Origin of the sequence: Umezawaea sp., assembly GCF_036375055.1 — a bacterium.
GTDB lineage: Bacteria > Actinomycetota > Actinomycetes > Mycobacteriales > Pseudonocardiaceae > Umezawaea.
In genome coordinates this window covers 40,645-55,156 of the sequence record NZ_DASUSQ010000145.1, presented here as the reverse complement: position 1 = coordinate 55,156, position 14,512 = coordinate 40,645, and the positions used below count along the sequence as shown (strand labels likewise).

At 71.6% G+C, this 14,512-nt stretch carries 14 protein-coding genes; 9 read left to right on the top strand and 5 right to left on the bottom strand.

Features of this window, described 5'->3' with window-relative positions:
- Window positions 1–38: 38 nt before the first annotated feature.
- Complete coding sequence (locus tag VFZ92_RS35555) at window positions 39–437, top strand: hypothetical protein (protein WP_330881204.1); 399 nt, start codon at window positions 39–41, stop codon at window positions 435–437.
- Window positions 438–696: 259 nt separating this feature from the next.
- Here the strand turns inward: VFZ92_RS35555 and VFZ92_RS35550 are convergent, their stop codons facing one another.
- The 4 genes from VFZ92_RS35550 to VFZ92_RS35535 all read right to left on the bottom strand — a co-directional run bounded on the left by VFZ92_RS35550 (window position 697) and on the right by VFZ92_RS35535 (window position 5,577).
- Window positions 697–1,569 (bottom strand): 1,4-dihydroxy-2-naphthoate polyprenyltransferase, encoded by an 873-nt coding sequence (locus tag VFZ92_RS35550; RefSeq protein ID WP_330881202.1) that lies wholly within the window; start codon window positions 1,567–1,569, stop codon window positions 697–699.
- Window positions 1,570–1,735: 166 nt separating this feature from the next.
- On the bottom strand, window positions 1,736–2,482 hold the full coding sequence (locus VFZ92_RS35545) for a hypothetical protein (RefSeq protein ID WP_330881200.1): 747 nt from the start codon (window positions 2,480–2,482) through the stop codon (window positions 1,736–1,738).
- Between the two features lie 42 nt (window positions 2,483–2,524).
- Window positions 2,525–3,619, bottom strand: a complete 1,095-nt coding sequence (gene menE, locus VFZ92_RS35540; protein ID WP_330881269.1) for an o-succinylbenzoate--CoA ligase — start codon at window positions 3,617–3,619, stop codon at window positions 2,525–2,527.
- 1,043 nt (window positions 3,620–4,662) lie between these two features.
- Window positions 4,663–5,577 carry a 1,4-dihydroxy-2-naphthoyl-CoA synthase gene (locus VFZ92_RS35535; protein ID WP_330881198.1) on the bottom strand — a complete coding sequence of 305 codons (915 nt, stop codon included), beginning with the start codon at window positions 5,575–5,577 and terminating at the stop codon, window positions 4,663–4,665.
- Between the two features lie 171 nt (window positions 5,578–5,748).
- Here VFZ92_RS35535 and menD point away from each other — a divergent pair, with 171 nt between their 5' ends.
- The gene (gene menD, locus VFZ92_RS35530) at window positions 5,749–7,392 is read left to right on the top strand and encodes a 2-succinyl-5-enolpyruvyl-6-hydroxy-3-cyclohexene-1-carboxylic-acid synthase (protein WP_330881196.1); all 1,644 of its coding nucleotides are present in this window, start codon (window positions 5,749–5,751) and stop codon (window positions 7,390–7,392) included.
- 52 nt (window positions 7,393–7,444) lie between these two features.
- Window positions 7,445–8,947, top strand: coding sequence for a M1 family metallopeptidase (locus VFZ92_RS35525; protein WP_330881194.1), 1,503 nt, complete (start codon window positions 7,445–7,447; stop codon window positions 8,945–8,947).
- A 67-nt stretch (window positions 8,948–9,014) separates the two neighbouring features.
- Here VFZ92_RS35525 and VFZ92_RS35520 read toward each other — a convergent pair whose 3' ends face one another.
- On the bottom strand, window positions 9,015–10,244 hold the full coding sequence (locus VFZ92_RS35520) for an isochorismate synthase (protein ID WP_330881192.1): 1,230 nt from the start codon (window positions 10,242–10,244) through the stop codon (window positions 9,015–9,017).
- Between the two features lie 62 nt (window positions 10,245–10,306).
- On the opposite strand from VFZ92_RS35520, the gene VFZ92_RS35515 reads away from it, so the two are divergent.
- Genes VFZ92_RS35515 through paaE form a run of 6 tightly spaced genes read left to right on the top strand, consistent with a single transcriptional unit; the run spans window position 10,307 to window position 14,498 of the window.
- Window positions 10,307–10,762 carry a DUF3592 domain-containing protein gene (locus VFZ92_RS35515; protein WP_330881190.1) on the top strand — a complete coding sequence of 152 codons (456 nt, stop codon included), beginning with the start codon at window positions 10,307–10,309 and terminating at the stop codon, window positions 10,760–10,762.
- Window positions 10,763–10,804: 42 nt separating this feature from the next.
- A complete protein-coding gene (paaA, locus tag VFZ92_RS35510; protein WP_330881188.1) occupies window positions 10,805–11,746 on the top strand; it encodes a 1,2-phenylacetyl-CoA epoxidase subunit PaaA in 942 nt (313 codons plus the stop codon).
- Window positions 11,743–12,027, top strand: a complete 285-nt coding sequence (paaB, locus tag VFZ92_RS35505) for a 1,2-phenylacetyl-CoA epoxidase subunit PaaB (protein WP_330881186.1) — start codon at window positions 11,743–11,745, stop codon at window positions 12,025–12,027. Before paaA ends, paaB begins: the two co-directional genes overlap by 4 nt.
- Window positions 12,028–12,058: 31 nt before the next feature.
- Window positions 12,059–12,949, top strand: coding sequence for a 1,2-phenylacetyl-CoA epoxidase subunit PaaC (gene paaC / locus VFZ92_RS35500; protein ID WP_330881184.1), 891 nt, complete (start codon window positions 12,059–12,061; stop codon window positions 12,947–12,949).
- Window positions 12,946–13,437, top strand: coding sequence for a 1,2-phenylacetyl-CoA epoxidase subunit PaaD (gene paaD, locus VFZ92_RS35495; protein ID WP_414720102.1), 492 nt, complete (start codon window positions 12,946–12,948; stop codon window positions 13,435–13,437). The genes paaC and paaD overlap by 4 nt, the downstream gene beginning before the upstream one ends.
- Window positions 13,437–14,498 carry a 1,2-phenylacetyl-CoA epoxidase subunit PaaE gene (gene paaE / locus VFZ92_RS35490; RefSeq protein WP_330881180.1) on the top strand — a complete coding sequence of 354 codons (1,062 nt, stop codon included), beginning with the start codon at window positions 13,437–13,439 and terminating at the stop codon, window positions 14,496–14,498. Before paaD ends, paaE begins: the two co-directional genes overlap by 1 nt.
- The last annotated feature ends 14 nt before the right edge of the window (window positions 14,499–14,512 follow it).

The following is a 14,512-nucleotide window of genomic DNA, read 5'->3' as shown; positions in this document are numbered from 1 at the left end:
TGCGTCGCAGCAGGTGTCCAGTCGGAAGGGGATTCTCGGTGAGTTGGCGGACCGCGGAGGTGTTGGCGGCCGAGGACGTCTTGGCCAGGTCGATCGCCGACGCCGAGAAGTCCATGCGCCAGGCGGAGAAACTGCGCGCGGCGGGCCGCGAACCCTCGGCGGAGGACATCCGCAGGGTGATCGCGTTCGCCAAGTCGCCCGCGGCGTCGATGGCGCTCCAGGCGTTGCAGCGCAGGATCGCGGGCGGCCACCTGAGCTGGCGCCAGGTCCTCAGCGGCGAAGCGGGCCACGACCAGGGCGTGCGCGCGGCCCTGGACGCCGACCGCGAACACATCGCCGCCCTCTGCCTGGGCGAAGCACCCCCGCCCCCGCCCGTGCGGCGGCGGCGTGACGATGACGACGACGAACAGATCGCCATCACCGAGGACGCGTGGTAGTTCATCGACAGCGACGGCCGGCTAGCTCGCGGGTGTGGGATCGGCCGGCGGTTCAGCTCTGCCGTGCCGCTGGTCGAGCGGCCAGCGGCACGGCGCATCCTCGCGGCCAGCGTTACGGCTCGACCTTGCGGCCAGCGTTACGGCTCGACCTCGCGGCCGGCGGCACGGCTCGACCCTGGCGACCCGCTGATCGCCATCCCGCCGCCAGCACGACCAGCGGCGCGGCTCAACCTCACCCGGCCTCGGGACGGTAGGCGGATCAGCTCACCATCAGCGCGCCACCGACCACGGCGGCCCACAGCAGCATCGCCAGACCCGTGTCCCGCAGCACCGGGATCAGGTGCAGACCGGTCATCCCCCGCACCACCCGCCGAGCACCGAGCACGGCGAGCGGCAGCGCCAGCAGCCCGAGCAGCGTGCCCGGCACGCGGACGCCGATCACCAGCGTGATGAGGAACGGCGCCACCACCAGCGCCAGGTAGAGCCGCCGGGTGTCCTTGTCGCCGAGGAGGACGGCCAGCGTCCGCTTCCCCGACTTCGTGTCGGTCGGGATGTCCCGCAGGTTGTTCGCCACCAGCACCGCCGTCGAGAAGCACCCGACCGCCACAGCGGCCCCGATGCCGATCCCGGTCACCTCACCGGTCTGCACGAACAGCGTGCCCAGCACCCCGGCGGGCCCGAAGAACAGGAACACCGCCACTTCCCCGAACCCGGAGTACCCGTACGGCTTCGACCCGCCGGTGTAGAACCAGGCACCCGCGATGCACAGCACCCCGAACGCCACGAGCCACCAGTACCCGGACATCGCGATCAGCACGATCCCCGCGAGCGACGCGACGCCGAGGCACGCGAACGCCGCGTTCCGCACCGTCTTCGGGTCAGCCGCACCCGACCCGACCAGCCGGAACGGCCCGACCCGGTGGTCGTCCGTCCCGCGGATGCCGTCGGAGTAGTCGTTGGCGAAGTTCACCCCGATCTGCAACGCGATGGACACCACCAGCGCCAGCAGCGACATGGGGAGCGAGAACGCGTCGATGTTCTGCGCGGCGCCCGCGCCGACCAGCACCGGAGCGATCGAGTTGGGCAGTGTGCGCGGACGAGTTCCCTCAACCCACTGGGTGACTGTGGCCATGGGGTCATCTTCGGCCATGACCCTCTGACCACTGCGGACGGGGGACCACATCGCACGCTCCCCACCACCGTCCCCCGCGCACGACCTCCTCACTGCCTGGGCCCCCACGAACCGCACGGCGGCCACCCGCGAGGAGCGGCGCGGTCCGTCGTGCGGCGAACCCGTGTCAGCACGCGTCCACGGCCGGTGCTCCGGCGATGTGCGCGGCACCCAGGTACTTGCCGGTCGACAGCCGGTACCAGGTGGTCGACGTCCCCTCGGTACCCGTGGCGCTCTCACCGTCCACGGAACACGCCAGCGGCACCCGCGCGTACGGGGCCGCCAACCCCACCTCGGTCGCGGAGTCGCGGGGCGCGTTGCGCACCACCGACAGCGCGCGCACGGTCCCGTGCGGCGCCGATCCGGTCCACAGGAACTGCACCGTGACCCACGAGTTGGTCGTCAACCGCAGCCCGTCCCAGAACGTGCCGTCGGCCAGGTCGATCGCCGCCGGGTTCCCGACCTTGCGCCCGAACTGGTCCTTCCCACCGTTGTGACCGTCCTCGAAGGCCGCCTGCGCCTGAGGCTTCCCGACGGGCAGGTCGGTCCACATCTCCCGGCTGTCGTTCCAGTAGTCGTCCTTCACGTTCCACGGCCCGACGTCCCAGACCGGTGCCCACTCGCAGCGGCCGTTGTTCGCGCACACGCGCACGGTGCGGTCGCCCGAGTCGCGCCCGGCCAGTCCCCGCCGCGACGGCAGGGCGACGAAGTGGTCGCGGTCCTTGATCACGTGACCGTTCGCCGTGGTGCCGCCGACCAGACCTTCACGAGTGGCGTAGACCCGGTGCAGGCTCGCCGCGGTCGCGGCCTGCGCGGGAATGACCTGTGCCACGGCCAGCAGCACCACGATGATCACCAGCAGGCGTCTCGTCATTCGCCAGAGCCAAGCGGGGCCCGACCGCCCGCGCAGGCGGAGTCACCCGAACGAGCGGGCCACCGCGGCGCGGTCGACCTTTCCAGGACCACGCGTGGGCAGTTCCGGCAGGAACAGCACGCGCTTGGGCACGGCCGCCCGTCCGACGGCCGCTCGCACGACCTCCCGCAACACCTCCTCGGACGGCGCCACCCCACCGGCAACCACCGCGGCCACGACCACCTGCCCCCACTCGGGGTCCGGCACCCCGACCACGCACACCTCCCGCACTCCCGGCACACCCGCCAGAGCCCGTTCCACCAGCACCGGGGGCACCTTCTCGCCACCGGTGACGATCACGTCGTCCGCCCGCCCCAGCACCTCCAGCGTCCCGTCCACCCGGAACCGCCCGAGATCACCGGTCCGGAACCACCCGTCAGCGAACCGCTCCCCCCGGTACCCCAACGCCAACGTCGGCCCGGCCACCTCGATCCGCCCGTCGACGAGCCTCACCTCAACCCCGTCGAGCGGCACCCCGTCGTACACGCACCCACCGGCGGTCTCGCTCATCCCGTACGTGGTCACGACCCGCACCCCGGCCGCCAACGCCGCGTCCAGCAGCGGTCTCGGTGTCGCCGCACCACCGAGCAGCACACCGTCGAACTCCTTCAACACCGACACGTCCTCGGCCACCAGCCGAGCCAGTTGGGTGGGCACCAACGCCGTGTAGTGCGGCCCCGACGTCGCCAACAACGGCCGCGCGACCTCGGCGAACCGCTCAGCCCGAAACCCCGGCGCGAGATCCAGCACGGCGGGCGACGTCCCCGCCACCAGCGACCGAACCAGCACCTGCACACCCGCGATGTGCGTCGCGGGCAACGCCAACAACCACCGCCCCGGCCCGCCCAACCGAGCGTGCGTCGCCTCGGCGGACGCCCGGAGCGCCGACGCCGACAGCAACACCGACTTCGGTACACCGGTCGACCCGGAGGTGGTGATCACCAACGCCGTCTCCCGCTCCCAGCCGTCCAGCGGAACGGGCGCCACGACCTGTCCGACCGGTACCGGCACCACGGCGGGTCCCGTGCCGTCCAAGGCCGCCCGCAGGGGTGGGATCAGTTCGAGCGCTTCGAACGAGACAGGGACTGCCTCGACCATGTCGGCCATCAGTTTTCCCAGCTGGTTGGGGGAGTGGGGGCGGTTGCAGGTGGTCAGGCTCGTGTTGGGGAGGTGGTGGGCGGGAAGGAGGGGGTGTCGTGGCTGAGCAGGCTTGCGGTGGGGAGGTGGGGCGGTGAGGGATGGGCCTGGGAAGGCGGAGAGCTTGAGGGAGGTGGTGGAGTTGTGATTGGGGTAGAGAAGAGGTTGGCCTCGGGGCAGTGTCGCGGCCGAGCCGTTTTGCTGCCGGAGAACGGGGCGGATGTGGTCTCGGTGTCCGAGGCGGGTTAGGACCGCTTCGACCGTGGTGGCGACTCGGTGGCTGTCTGTCGCCCTGGGAGCACTTCGATGCCCGAGGTCAGGGCTGTGGTTGAGGTGTCCCGAGCTTGGACCGCCTCAACCCTGGAGGCCACCGCGCCAGCCCTGACCACAGAGCAGCCTGGTTGCGCAGGCAGCCCCGCCTGAGATCGGCTGCGCCCGAAGCCGCTGGCTGTGGAGGCCGCTGGCTGTGGAGGCCGCTGGCTGTGGAGGCCGCTGGTTGTGAGGCCGCTGGTTGTGGAAGCCGTCCCATCGCTGAAGTAACCCGGTGTCTGTGGCTGGCTGCGTCCGAAGCACCCCGAGCCCCGCACGGACCTGGGCTGCCCCGGACCAGCCCTGAACGAGCCTTCGACGGACCCGAACGAGTCCTGGGCGGGCCTTTGACAGACCCGGACAAGCCCTGGACGGACCCGAACGCGCCCTGGACAGGCTCGAATGAGCCTTCCACGGACCTGGACGCGCCCCGCAGGACCTGGGCGGCCTCGGACGAGCCCTGGACGAGCCTTCGACGGACCCGGATGAGCCTTGGGCGGACCCGGCCGAGCCTTCGACGGACCGGATAAGCCTTGGGGCCCAGACCGAGCCCGGACCGAGCCCGGACCGAGCCCGGACCGAGCCTGGGCCGAGCCCGGACCGAGCCCGGACAGGCCTCGGACAAGGTCTGGGCGGGGTTTCGAAAAGAGGCCGGACTGGTTGGGCGCAGCGCGCGTCTGGGGTGCGTGCCGGTTTCAGAAGTAGTACGGGAAATCGGACCAGTCCGGCGCCCGCTTCTCCAGGAACGCGTCGCGGCCCTCCACCGCCTCGTCCGTCATGTACGCCAGCCTGGTCGTCTCGCCCGCGAAGATCTGCTGGCCCACCAAGCCGTCGTCGATGAGGTTGAACGAGTACTTCAGCATCCGCTGGGCCGTGGGGGACTTGCCGTTGATCTCCCGTGCCCACTGCAACGCCGTGTTCTCCAGTTCGGCGTGCGGGACGACCTCGTTCACCGCTCCCATCCGCTGCATCTCGGCCGCGCCGTAGGTGCGGCCGAGGAAGAAGATCTCGCGCGCGAACTTCTGGCCGACCTGGCGGGCCAGGTACGCCGAGCCGTAGCCGCCGTCGAAGCTGCCGACGTCGGCGTCGGTCTGCTTGAACTTCGCGTGCTCGGCGCTCGCGATGGTGAGGTCGCACACGACGTGCAGGCTGTGGCCGCCGCCCGCCGCCCAGCCGGGCACGACGGCGATGACGACCTTCGGCATGAACCGGATCAGGCGCTGGCACTCCAGGATGTGCAGCCGCCCCGCTCGGGCCGGGTCGACCGTGTCCGCGGTCTCCCCCGCGGCGTACTGGTATCCCGACCGGCCGCGGATGCGCTGGTCGCCGCCGGAGCAGAACGCCCAGCCGCCGTCGCGGGGGGACGGGCCGTTGCCGGTGAGCAGGACGCAGCCCACGTCGGACGACATGCGGGCGTGGTCCAGCGCCCGGTGCAGCTCGTCGACCGTGTGCGGGCGGAAGGCGTTGCGCACCTCGGGCCGGTTGAACGCGATCCGCACCGTGCCCTGGTCCACCGCGCGGTGGTAGGTGATGTCCGTGAGGGAGTCGAAGCCGGGGATCGGCTTCCACCGGGACGCGTCGAACAACTCGGAGATTTCCTGGTCTGCCACGCCCGCGACAATAAGGGGACCCGGTGCGGCGCTCGAACCGCAGGCAGGTGGGCCCCCGGGACGGTCATGATCAGGATCACTCCGATGGTGTAGTTCATGGGTTGAACTTAGAACACGTGTTCGAATGCGCAAGGGGAATCACCCCATCGTGCGCTGGGGGAGAATGGGGCCGTGAACCCGTCCACCGCGCAAGCCCTGGTGTTCGTCGACGAGCTCGTCCGCAACGGCGTGCGGCACGTCGTCCTGAGCCCCGGCTCGCGCAACGCGCCCCTGTCCTTCGCGCTGCACGAGGCGGAGGTCGACGGGCGGTTGACGCTGCACGTGCGCGTCGACGAGCGCGGCGCCGGGTTCCTGGCGCTGGGCCTGGCGAAGGCGGACGGGATCACGGCGGTGGTCTGCACGTCCGGCACGGCCGTCGCGAACCTGCACCCCGCGGTGCTGGAGGCCAGGCACTCGGGCACGGGGCTGCTGGTGATCACGGCGGACCGGCCGGTCGAGCTGTACCGGACGGGCGCGAGCCAGACCGTCGACCAGCACGGGATCTTCGGCGCGGCGGCGGACACCCTGCACTTCCCGGTGGCCGAGCGGCGGGCCGGGCAGAACGCGATGTGGCGGTCGCTGGTGTGCCGGGCGGTCTCGACGGCCAGGTCGGGCAGGCCGGTGCACGTCAACGTGCCGCTGCGCGAGCCCCTGGTGCCCGACCACGAGGGCGACTGGCCGGAGGCGCTGGACGGCAGGCACTTCGACGTGCCGTGGACGCGCGTCGAGCCGCGCACCACCAGGTCCGTCTCGACGGTCGAGCACCTCGGGCCGCGCACGCTGGTCGTGGTCGGCGACTCGCTGGTCGGGGAGACCGCCGAGCTGGCGTGGCACGCGGGGTGGCCGATCGTCGCGGAGCCGACGGCGGGCTCGGACGGCCCGGTGCTGCGGCACGGGACGCTGCTGCTGAACTCGGGTGAGCTGCCGTCCGAGCTGCGGCCGACCGCGGTGCTGGTCGTGGGCCGGGCGACGCTGTCGCGCGGGGTGCTCAAGCTCATCGCGCGGACGCCGGTCGTGCACGTGCTCACGCCGGACCTGGACTGGCCGGACCCGTCGTTCGCCGCGACGCACACCTCCACCGACCTGGAGGCGGGTGAGCTGGAGGTCGACCCCTCGTGGCTCGCGGCCTGGCAGGACGCGGACAAGGCGGCCGCCGGGCTCGTCGAGGAGGTGCTGCACGACGTGCCGTGGCCGACCGGGCTGCACGTGGCCCGCGAGATGGTCGCGGCGCTGCCGTGGGGCTCGATGCTGTTCCTCGGGTCGTCGAACCCGGTGCGCGACGTGGACCTGGTCGCCCACCCGCGCGCCGACCTCGTGGTGCACGCCAACCGGGGCGGCGCGGGCATCGACGGCAGCCTGTCGACCGCGATCGGCCTGGCGCTCGCCGAGGGGCCGGGGTTCGCGCTCGTCGGCGACCTGACGTTCCTGCACGACCTCAACGGCCTGCTGATCGGTCCGGACGAGGCGCGGCCGGACCTGACGATCGTCGTGCTCAACGACGACGGCGGCGGGATCTTCTCGCTCCTGGAGCAGGGCGCCCGCGAGTTCGCGCCGTCGTTCGAGCGGGTCTTCGGCACCCCGCACGGCGCCGACCTGGCCGCGCTGTGCGCCGGTTACCGGGTGCCGCACGTGCTGGCGGAATCGGCGGAGCAATTCCGCGACGCGCTCGCGCAGCCCTCCGGGATCACGGTTGTGGAGATTCGTGCGAATCGTTCCGGATTGCGCGATTTGCACGCCGCACTGCGCCTTGCCGTGTCAACGGGTTCCAGGTCGTAGGAGCCTACGTACGGGGGTGTTCGCGTCAGGGAGACCTGGCTAGTTTCCAGCCATGTCCATCAGAGCGAAGATCACGGTCGGGGCGGCGACGGCCTGCGCGCTCGCGCTGCTCGCGGGCCCCGCAGGCGCCGCCGCGGCGCCTGGAGCACCCGGTATCGGTGATCCGTACTACCCGAACTCGGGAAACGGTGGCTACGACGTCTCCCACTACGACATCCGGCTGAACTACCAGCCGTCGAACGACACCCTGTCCGGCACCACGACGATTCTGGCGAAAGCGACGCAGGACCTCTCGCGGTTCAACCTCGATTTCCTGCTCAAGGTCAGGACGGTGCGGGTGAACAACAGGGTCGCGTCGTTCACCCAGGACGGCGGTGAGCTGGTCGTCGACCCGAGGGGCACCCTCGCCAAGGGCGGCGACGTCACCGTGGTCGTCACCTACGACGACAAGCCGTCCACGAAGTCCGTCGACGGCTACACGGCGTGGAAGAGGACGCCGACCGGTGCGCTCGCGATCGACGAGCCCGACATCGCGCCGTGGTGGTACCCGAGCAACAACCACCCGACCGACAAGGCCACGTTCGACGTCTCGGTGGCCGTGCCGGACGGCGTCGAGGTGATCTCCAACGGCAGGCTCACCGGCACGACGAAGCAGATCAACGGCTGGACGCGCTGGAACTGGCGGAGCACCAAGCCGCAGAACACCTACTCGACGTTCGTGTCGATCGGCCAGTTCGAGGTCCGCCAGTCGACGTCCCCGAGCGGCCTGCCCGTGGTGAACGCCTACGCGGAGGGCCTCGGCGAGTTCGAGGGCGCCGCCAAGGCGAGCGTCGAGCGGACGTCGGAGGTCATCGACTTCGAGGACGACTTCTTCGGCCCGTACCCGTTCGAGGCGCAGGGCGGTGTGGTCACCGGCGGCATCGGCTTCGCGCTGGAGAACCAGACCCGGCCCAACTACGACACCGCGTTCTTCCGCCGCGGCACGAACACCTACGTCGTCGCGCACGAGTTGGCCCACCAGTGGTTCGGCGACTCGGTGTCGGTGCACGGCTGGAAGGACATCTGGCTGAACGAGGGCTTCGCGAGCTACGCCGAGTGGCTGTGGTCGGAGCACGTCGGCGAGGGCACCGCGCAGGAGAACTCGGACTTCACCTACGAGTCCTACCCGGCCGACTCGGACTTCTGGGACGTCCTGCCCGGCGATCCCGGTGCGGCGAACCAGTTCGACGGCGCCGTGTACGACCGCGGGGCGCTCACGCTGCACGCGCTGCGGTCGGCCGTGGGTGACGACGCGTTCTTCACGACGCTGCGGAAGTGGACGAAGCAGCACGAGTACGGCGACGCGTCGATCGACCAGTTCACCGCGCTGGCGGAGGAGGTGTCCGGCAAGCAGCTGGACGACCTGTTCACGACGTGGCTGTTCACCAAGGGCAAGCCCGCGACGGCGCCCGGCGCCGACGCCGCCGTGGCCGCGAGGAAGGCCCCCACCGCGGAGCCCAAGTCGCGGCAGAAGATCAAGGAGACGCACGAGCTGCTCGCGGCGGGCGAGCGCTGAGGCCGGGTGGGGCGCCCCTCCGCGCGAGAGGGGCGCCCCACCGAGCGCCACGGCGGTCTCGTCGGGTCTAGCGGCCTTCGAGCGCGTCCCGCATCGGCCGCATCTTGGCGTGCGCCTCGCACACCTCGCTGTCCGGATCGGACTCCGCCACGAGCCCGCAGCCCGCGAACAGCCGGGCCGTGTTGCCCTCCACCCTGGCGCACCGCAGCGCGATGCCGAGTTCGCCGTCGCCGTTGCCGTCGATCCAGCCGACCGGGCCGGCGTACCGGCCGCGGTCCATGCCCTCCAGCTCCTCGATGACGCGGATCGCTTCGGCGCGGGGCGTGCCGCCGACCGCGGCCGTCGGGTGCAGCGCCTCGCCGAGCCGCAGCAGCGACGGCGAACCGCTCAGCGTGCCGATCACGTCGCTGGACAGGTGCGACACGTTCGGCAGCCGCAGCACCGACGGGCCTTCCACGGACATGGTCGTGCAGAACGGCTTCAACGTGTCCGCGAGCGAGCGGATCGCGTAGTCGTGCTCCTCCAGGTTCTTCGCCGACGACAGCAGCGCCGCCTCCAGCTCCTCGTCGGACATGCCGTCGTGCGGCCACGTCGTGCCCGCGAGCACCCGCGAGTCGACCAGTTCGCCGGTGCGCCGCAGCAGCAGCTCCGGGGTGGCGCCGAGCAGGCCGTCCACGGCGTAGACCCAGCACTCCGGGTAGCGCCTGGCCAGGCCCTCCAGCACGAACCGGTGGTCGATCGGCACGTCCGCGACGGCCAGCAGGTCGTGCGCGAGCACCACCTTGTCCAGTTCGCTGTCGCGCATCCGCGCCACGGCCGTCGCGACGGCCCCGCGGTAGTCGGTGACCGAGAGCTGCCCGTCGGAGTAGCGGACCGTGGACGGCCTGCGGACCGGGGTGACGTCGGACGGGGTCGCGTGGCCGATCGTGGTGACCCAGCTGCGCCCGTCGCGGGTGCCGAGCACGACCTCGGGCACCACCAGGACGGAGTGGCCGGGTTCGTCGGCGAACGCCATGCTCACGAACGCGACCGGCCCGCAGCCGGGCTGGCCGACCTCGTCCTGGACGTCCACCGCGGCCGTGAAGTCCCGCCACCAGCGGTCGGCTTCGGCGAACCGGTCGGGGCCGGACGCCTCGAACCGCGCCGCCTCACCCCATCCCACCAGGCCTGATCCGTCCCTGACCCAGGCGAGCGCGTTGTCCGGGCGGGGGAGCCTGGCGAGCAGGTCCTCACCCGTCGCACGCGCGGTGCGGACGCGCAGACGTTGTCGGGTTCGCGACGCTGGTGCGGTGGTCACGCTTCGAGGGTATGGACTCACTCCTGAGATTCCTCCTCCAGGCGGCTCTAGACTCCTCAGCTGTGGTGGAAGACGCAGTGCAGACCAGTCAGCGGGCTCCCCTCGGGGTCCGGGTCCGGCGGGGCGTCGCCCGTGCGTTGCTGGTGGTCGGCGGGGTGGTGACCCTCGTGGCGGTCCTGCTGATGGCCGCGGTCTGGACCGACGACCGGTCCATCGAGGCGAACCTCGGCAACGCCACCGCGGAGGTGGTGTCCGTCGCCTTCAACCGCACGGTGATCAGGTTCGGGACCCCCGACGGCAAGGTGCAGAGCCCGTCGCAGGGCGTGCTGTACCCCGAGGGGCTGGAGGTCGGTCAGCTCGTGCGCATCGAGTACGACACGACGAACACCGAGCTGGCTCGGGTCTGGGGCCGGGACGCCTCGCTCGCGGTGCTGCCCGTCTCGACGTTCCTGCTGGTCGTGTGGGCCGTGCTGATCCCGGCGATGTGGTTCACCCGGAGAGGGCTCCGCCATTTGTGACAGTTTCTCCCGAAACGGTCGTTCAGGTGTAACATCGTCCACATGGTGGATGACCTGGTGGCGCGCTTCGAGCACGCGGTGGCGTCCGAAGCGCGGATCGAACCCCGCGACTGGATGCCGGACGGCTACCGCAAGACGCTGATCCGGCAGATCGCCCAGCACGCGCACTCCGAGATCATCGGGATGCAGCCGGAGGGCAACTGGATCAGCCGCGCGCCCTCGTTGCGCCGCAAGGCCATCCTGCTGGCGAAGGTGCAGGACGAGGCCGGTCACGGGCTGTACCTCTACGCCGCGACCGAGACGCTCGGCGCGGACCGCGGTGAGCTGACCGAGAAGCTGGTCGACGGCAAGCAGAAGTACTCCTCGATCTTCAACTACCCGACGCTGACGTTCGCGGACATGGGTGTGATCGGCTGGCTGGTCGACGGCGCGGCCATCTGCAACCAGGTGCCGCTGTGCCGCACCTCGTACGGCCCGTACGCGCGGGCCATGATCCGCATCTGCAAGGAGGAGTCCTTCCACCAGCGGCAGGGCTACGAACTGCTGATGACCATGATGCGGGGAACGCGGGCGCAGCGCGACATGGTGCAGGACGCGGTCGACCGCTGGTGGTGGCCGTCGCTGATGATGTTCGGCCCGCCCGATTCCGAGAGCTCCAACACCGAGCAGTCGATGGCGTGGCGGATCAAGCGCAACACCAACGACGAGCTGCGGCAGAAGTACGTGGACATGTCGGTGCCGCAGGCGGCGAAGCTCGGCGTCACGTTCCCCGACCCCGAGCTGAAGTGGAACGACGAGCGCGGGCACCACGACTTCGGCCAGCCGGACTGGGACGAGTTCTGGCAGGTCGTCGGCGGTCACGGGCCGTGCAACAGCCAGCGCGTCGCCCACCGCCGCAAGGCGCACGAGGACGGCGCGTGGGTCCGGGAGGCCGCCGCGGCGCACGCCGCCAAGGCCCGTCAGGCGCAGGAGGGTGTGGCATGAGCGCGTCGTGGCCGCTGTGGGAGGTCTTCGTGCGCGGCAAGCGCGGGCTGAACCACGTGCACGTCGGGTCGCTGCACGCGCCGGACGCCGAGATGGCCGTCCGCAACGCGCGCGACGTCTACACCCGGCGCAACGAGGGCGTGTCGATCTGGGTGGTGCCCGCCGAGGCCATCACCGCGTCCTCGCCGGACGAGAAGGACCCGTTCTTCGCGCCCAGCGGCGACAAGGTCTACCGGCACCCCACGTTCTACGCCATCCCCGACGACGTGCCGCACCTGTGAGCCCCGCCGCTCTCGCCGTGGAGGAGGCGCCATGAGCTTCGACAACGCCTACGAGTCCCTGATCGACCACGAGGACTCGCACTGGGCCTTCGGCACCGGCTTCAGCGCGCCGCTGGAGGGCGTGGACCGCGAGGTCCCGGCCACCGTCGACCGCGCCGACCTCGTCGCCTACTGCCTGATGCTCGGCGATGACGCCCTGGTCCTCTCCCAGCGCCTGGCCGAGTGGTGCTCGCGCGCGCCGGAGCTGGAGGAGGACATCGCGCTGGCCAACATCGCGCTGGACCTGCTCGGCCAGGCCCGCCTGCTGCTCACCCGCGCGGGCGAGGTCGAGGGCGAGGGCCGCGACGAGGACGCGCTGGCGTACCTGCGCGACGAGCGCGAGTTCCGCAACGTGCACCTCGCCGAGATCGACTGCGGCCCAGGGCCCGGCGGCGACTTCGCCACGACCGTCGTGCGGCTGCTGGTGTTCTCGTCGTGGAAGGTCGCCCAGTTCTCCCGGCTGCGCGGCAGCGCGGACCCGGTGCTCGCGGCCGTCGCCGCCAAGGGCCTCAAGGAACTGGCCTACCACCGCGACCACGCCGCCCAGTGGGCCGTGCGGCTCGGTGACGGCACCGAGGAGTCGCACCGCCGGATGGTCGCGGCCGTCGCCCGCGTGTGGCCGTTCGTCGACGAGCTGTTCCACACCAACGCCGTCGAGGCGCGGCTGGCCGGGGTTGCCGTCGACCCCGGCGAGCTGCGGTCCGAAGTGGACGGTGTGCTGGACGCCGTGTTCGAGGCGGCGGGGCTGGCCAGGCCCGAGCCGGTCCCGGCGGCGTTCGTCGCCGGACGGGCGGGCCGCGACGGCGTGCACACCGAGGCCATGGGCTTCCTGGTCGCCGAGATGCAGCACCTGCACCGGTCGCTGCCGGGAGCGGTGTGGTGACCACGGCCAGGGAGATCGCCGAGCAGGTCCGCGACCCGGAGCTGCCGGTGCTGACGCTGGCCGACCTGGGTGTGCTGCGCGACGTGTCGGAGTCCGACGGCCGCGTGCTCGTCACCATCACGCCGACCTACTCGGGCTGCCCGGCGATCGACGAGATGGGCGCCGACCTGCGCCGGGCCCTGACCAGCGCCGGGTACGCCGAGGTCGAGGTGCGCACCTCGCTGCACCCGGCGTGGACGACGGACTGGATCAGCGACGACGGCCGCCGCAAGCTCACCGAGCACGGCATCGCCCCGCCGAACCGCATCGGGCCGAAGGTCGCGGGCCCCGTGCCGCTCAACCTCACGCCGCCGTCGCGGCGCGTGCCGTGCCCCCGCTGCGGGTCGCCGCGCACCACCGAGCTGTCCCGGTTCGGCTCCACGGCCTGCAAGGCGCTGCGCCGCTGCGAGGACTGCGCCGAACCCTTCGAGCACGTCAAGGAGATCTAGTGACGGCCTCCGCGCCCACCCGCCGCCGCACGACGTTCCACGCGCTGACCGTGGCCGCCGTCGACCGGCTGTGCGACGACGCCGTCGCCGTCACCTTCGCCGTCCCCGCCGAGCTGGCGGAGGAGTTCGCGTTCACCGCGGGCCAGTACCTGACGATCAAGCGCGGCGACGAGCGCCGCTCGTACTCGATCTGCGCCGCCGTCGGCTCCGCGCCGCGCATCGGGGTCCGCCGCGTCGAGGGCGGCCTCTTCTCCGGCCACCTCGTCGACGAGCTGCGCGCGGGTGACGTCCTGGAGGTCCTGCCGCCGCAGGGGACCTTCACGCCGGACGGTGGTGAGCACCACGCGTTCGTCGTGGCGGGCTCGGGCATCACGCCCGCGCTGTCGATCGCCGCCACGGTCCTGGCGGGCGGCGCGCGCGTGACGCTGCTGTACGGCAACCGCCGCACCGACACCGTGATGTTCGCGGAGGAGCTGGCCGACCTGAAGGACCGCCACCGGGCCAGGCTCCAGCTCGTCCACGTCCTGTCCCGCGAGCCGCGCGACGTGGAGCTGTTCACCGGCAGGCTGGACGCGGACAAGCTCCGCGCCCTGTTCGGCACGGTCGTGCCCGCCGCCGACGTCGACCACTGGTGGCTCTGCGGCCCGTACGAGATGGTCCAGGACGCCAGGGCCGTGCTCGCCGAGCGCGGTGTCGGGCCGGAGCGGGTCCACCACGAGCTGTTCTACGTCGACGAGCCCCCGCCCGCCCCGCGCAGGGCGGAGGACACTGCCGTGCTCGCGGAGGCGGCCGAGGTCACCGTCATCCTGGACGGCCGCGTGACCACCGTGCCCGTGCCGCCGGACGTGGCCATCCTGGACGCGGCCCAGCGCGTCCGCTCCGACCTCCCGTTCGCCTGCAAGGGCGGCGTCTGCGGCACGTGCCGCGCTCTCGTCGTGGACGGCGAGGTCGAGATGCGCCGCAACTACGCCCTGGAGCCACGCGAGGTGGAGGCCGGCTTCGTCCTCACCTGCCAGGCCACGCCGACCACGACCGGGGTCACGGTCGATTTCGACGCCTGACTCCCGTCTCACGT

What these genes read in the sequence shown, in the direction of transcription:
- VFZ92_RS35550 (WP_330881202.1), bottom strand. Translation starts at nt 1,569, where the DNA reads ATGGCCACAGTCACCCAGTGGGTTGAGGGAACTCGTCCGCGCACACTG.
- VFZ92_RS35545 (WP_330881200.1), bottom strand. Translation starts at nt 2,482, where the DNA reads ATGACGAGACGCCTGCTGGTGATCATCGTGGTGCTGCTGGCCGTGGCA.
- menE (WP_330881269.1), bottom strand. Translation starts at nt 3,619, where the DNA reads ATGGTCGAGGCAGTCCCTGTCTCGTTCGAAGCGCTCGAACTGATCCCA.
- VFZ92_RS35525 (WP_330881194.1), top strand. Translation starts at nt 7,445, where the DNA reads ATGTCCATCAGAGCGAAGATCACGGTCGGGGCGGCGACGGCCTGCGCG.
- paaA (WP_330881188.1), top strand. Translation starts at nt 10,805, where the DNA reads ATGGTGGATGACCTGGTGGCGCGCTTCGAGCACGCGGTGGCGTCCGAA.
- paaB (WP_330881186.1), top strand. Translation starts at nt 11,743, where the DNA reads ATGAGCGCGTCGTGGCCGCTGTGGGAGGTCTTCGTGCGCGGCAAGCGC.
- paaC (WP_330881184.1), top strand. Translation starts at nt 12,059, where the DNA reads ATGAGCTTCGACAACGCCTACGAGTCCCTGATCGACCACGAGGACTCG.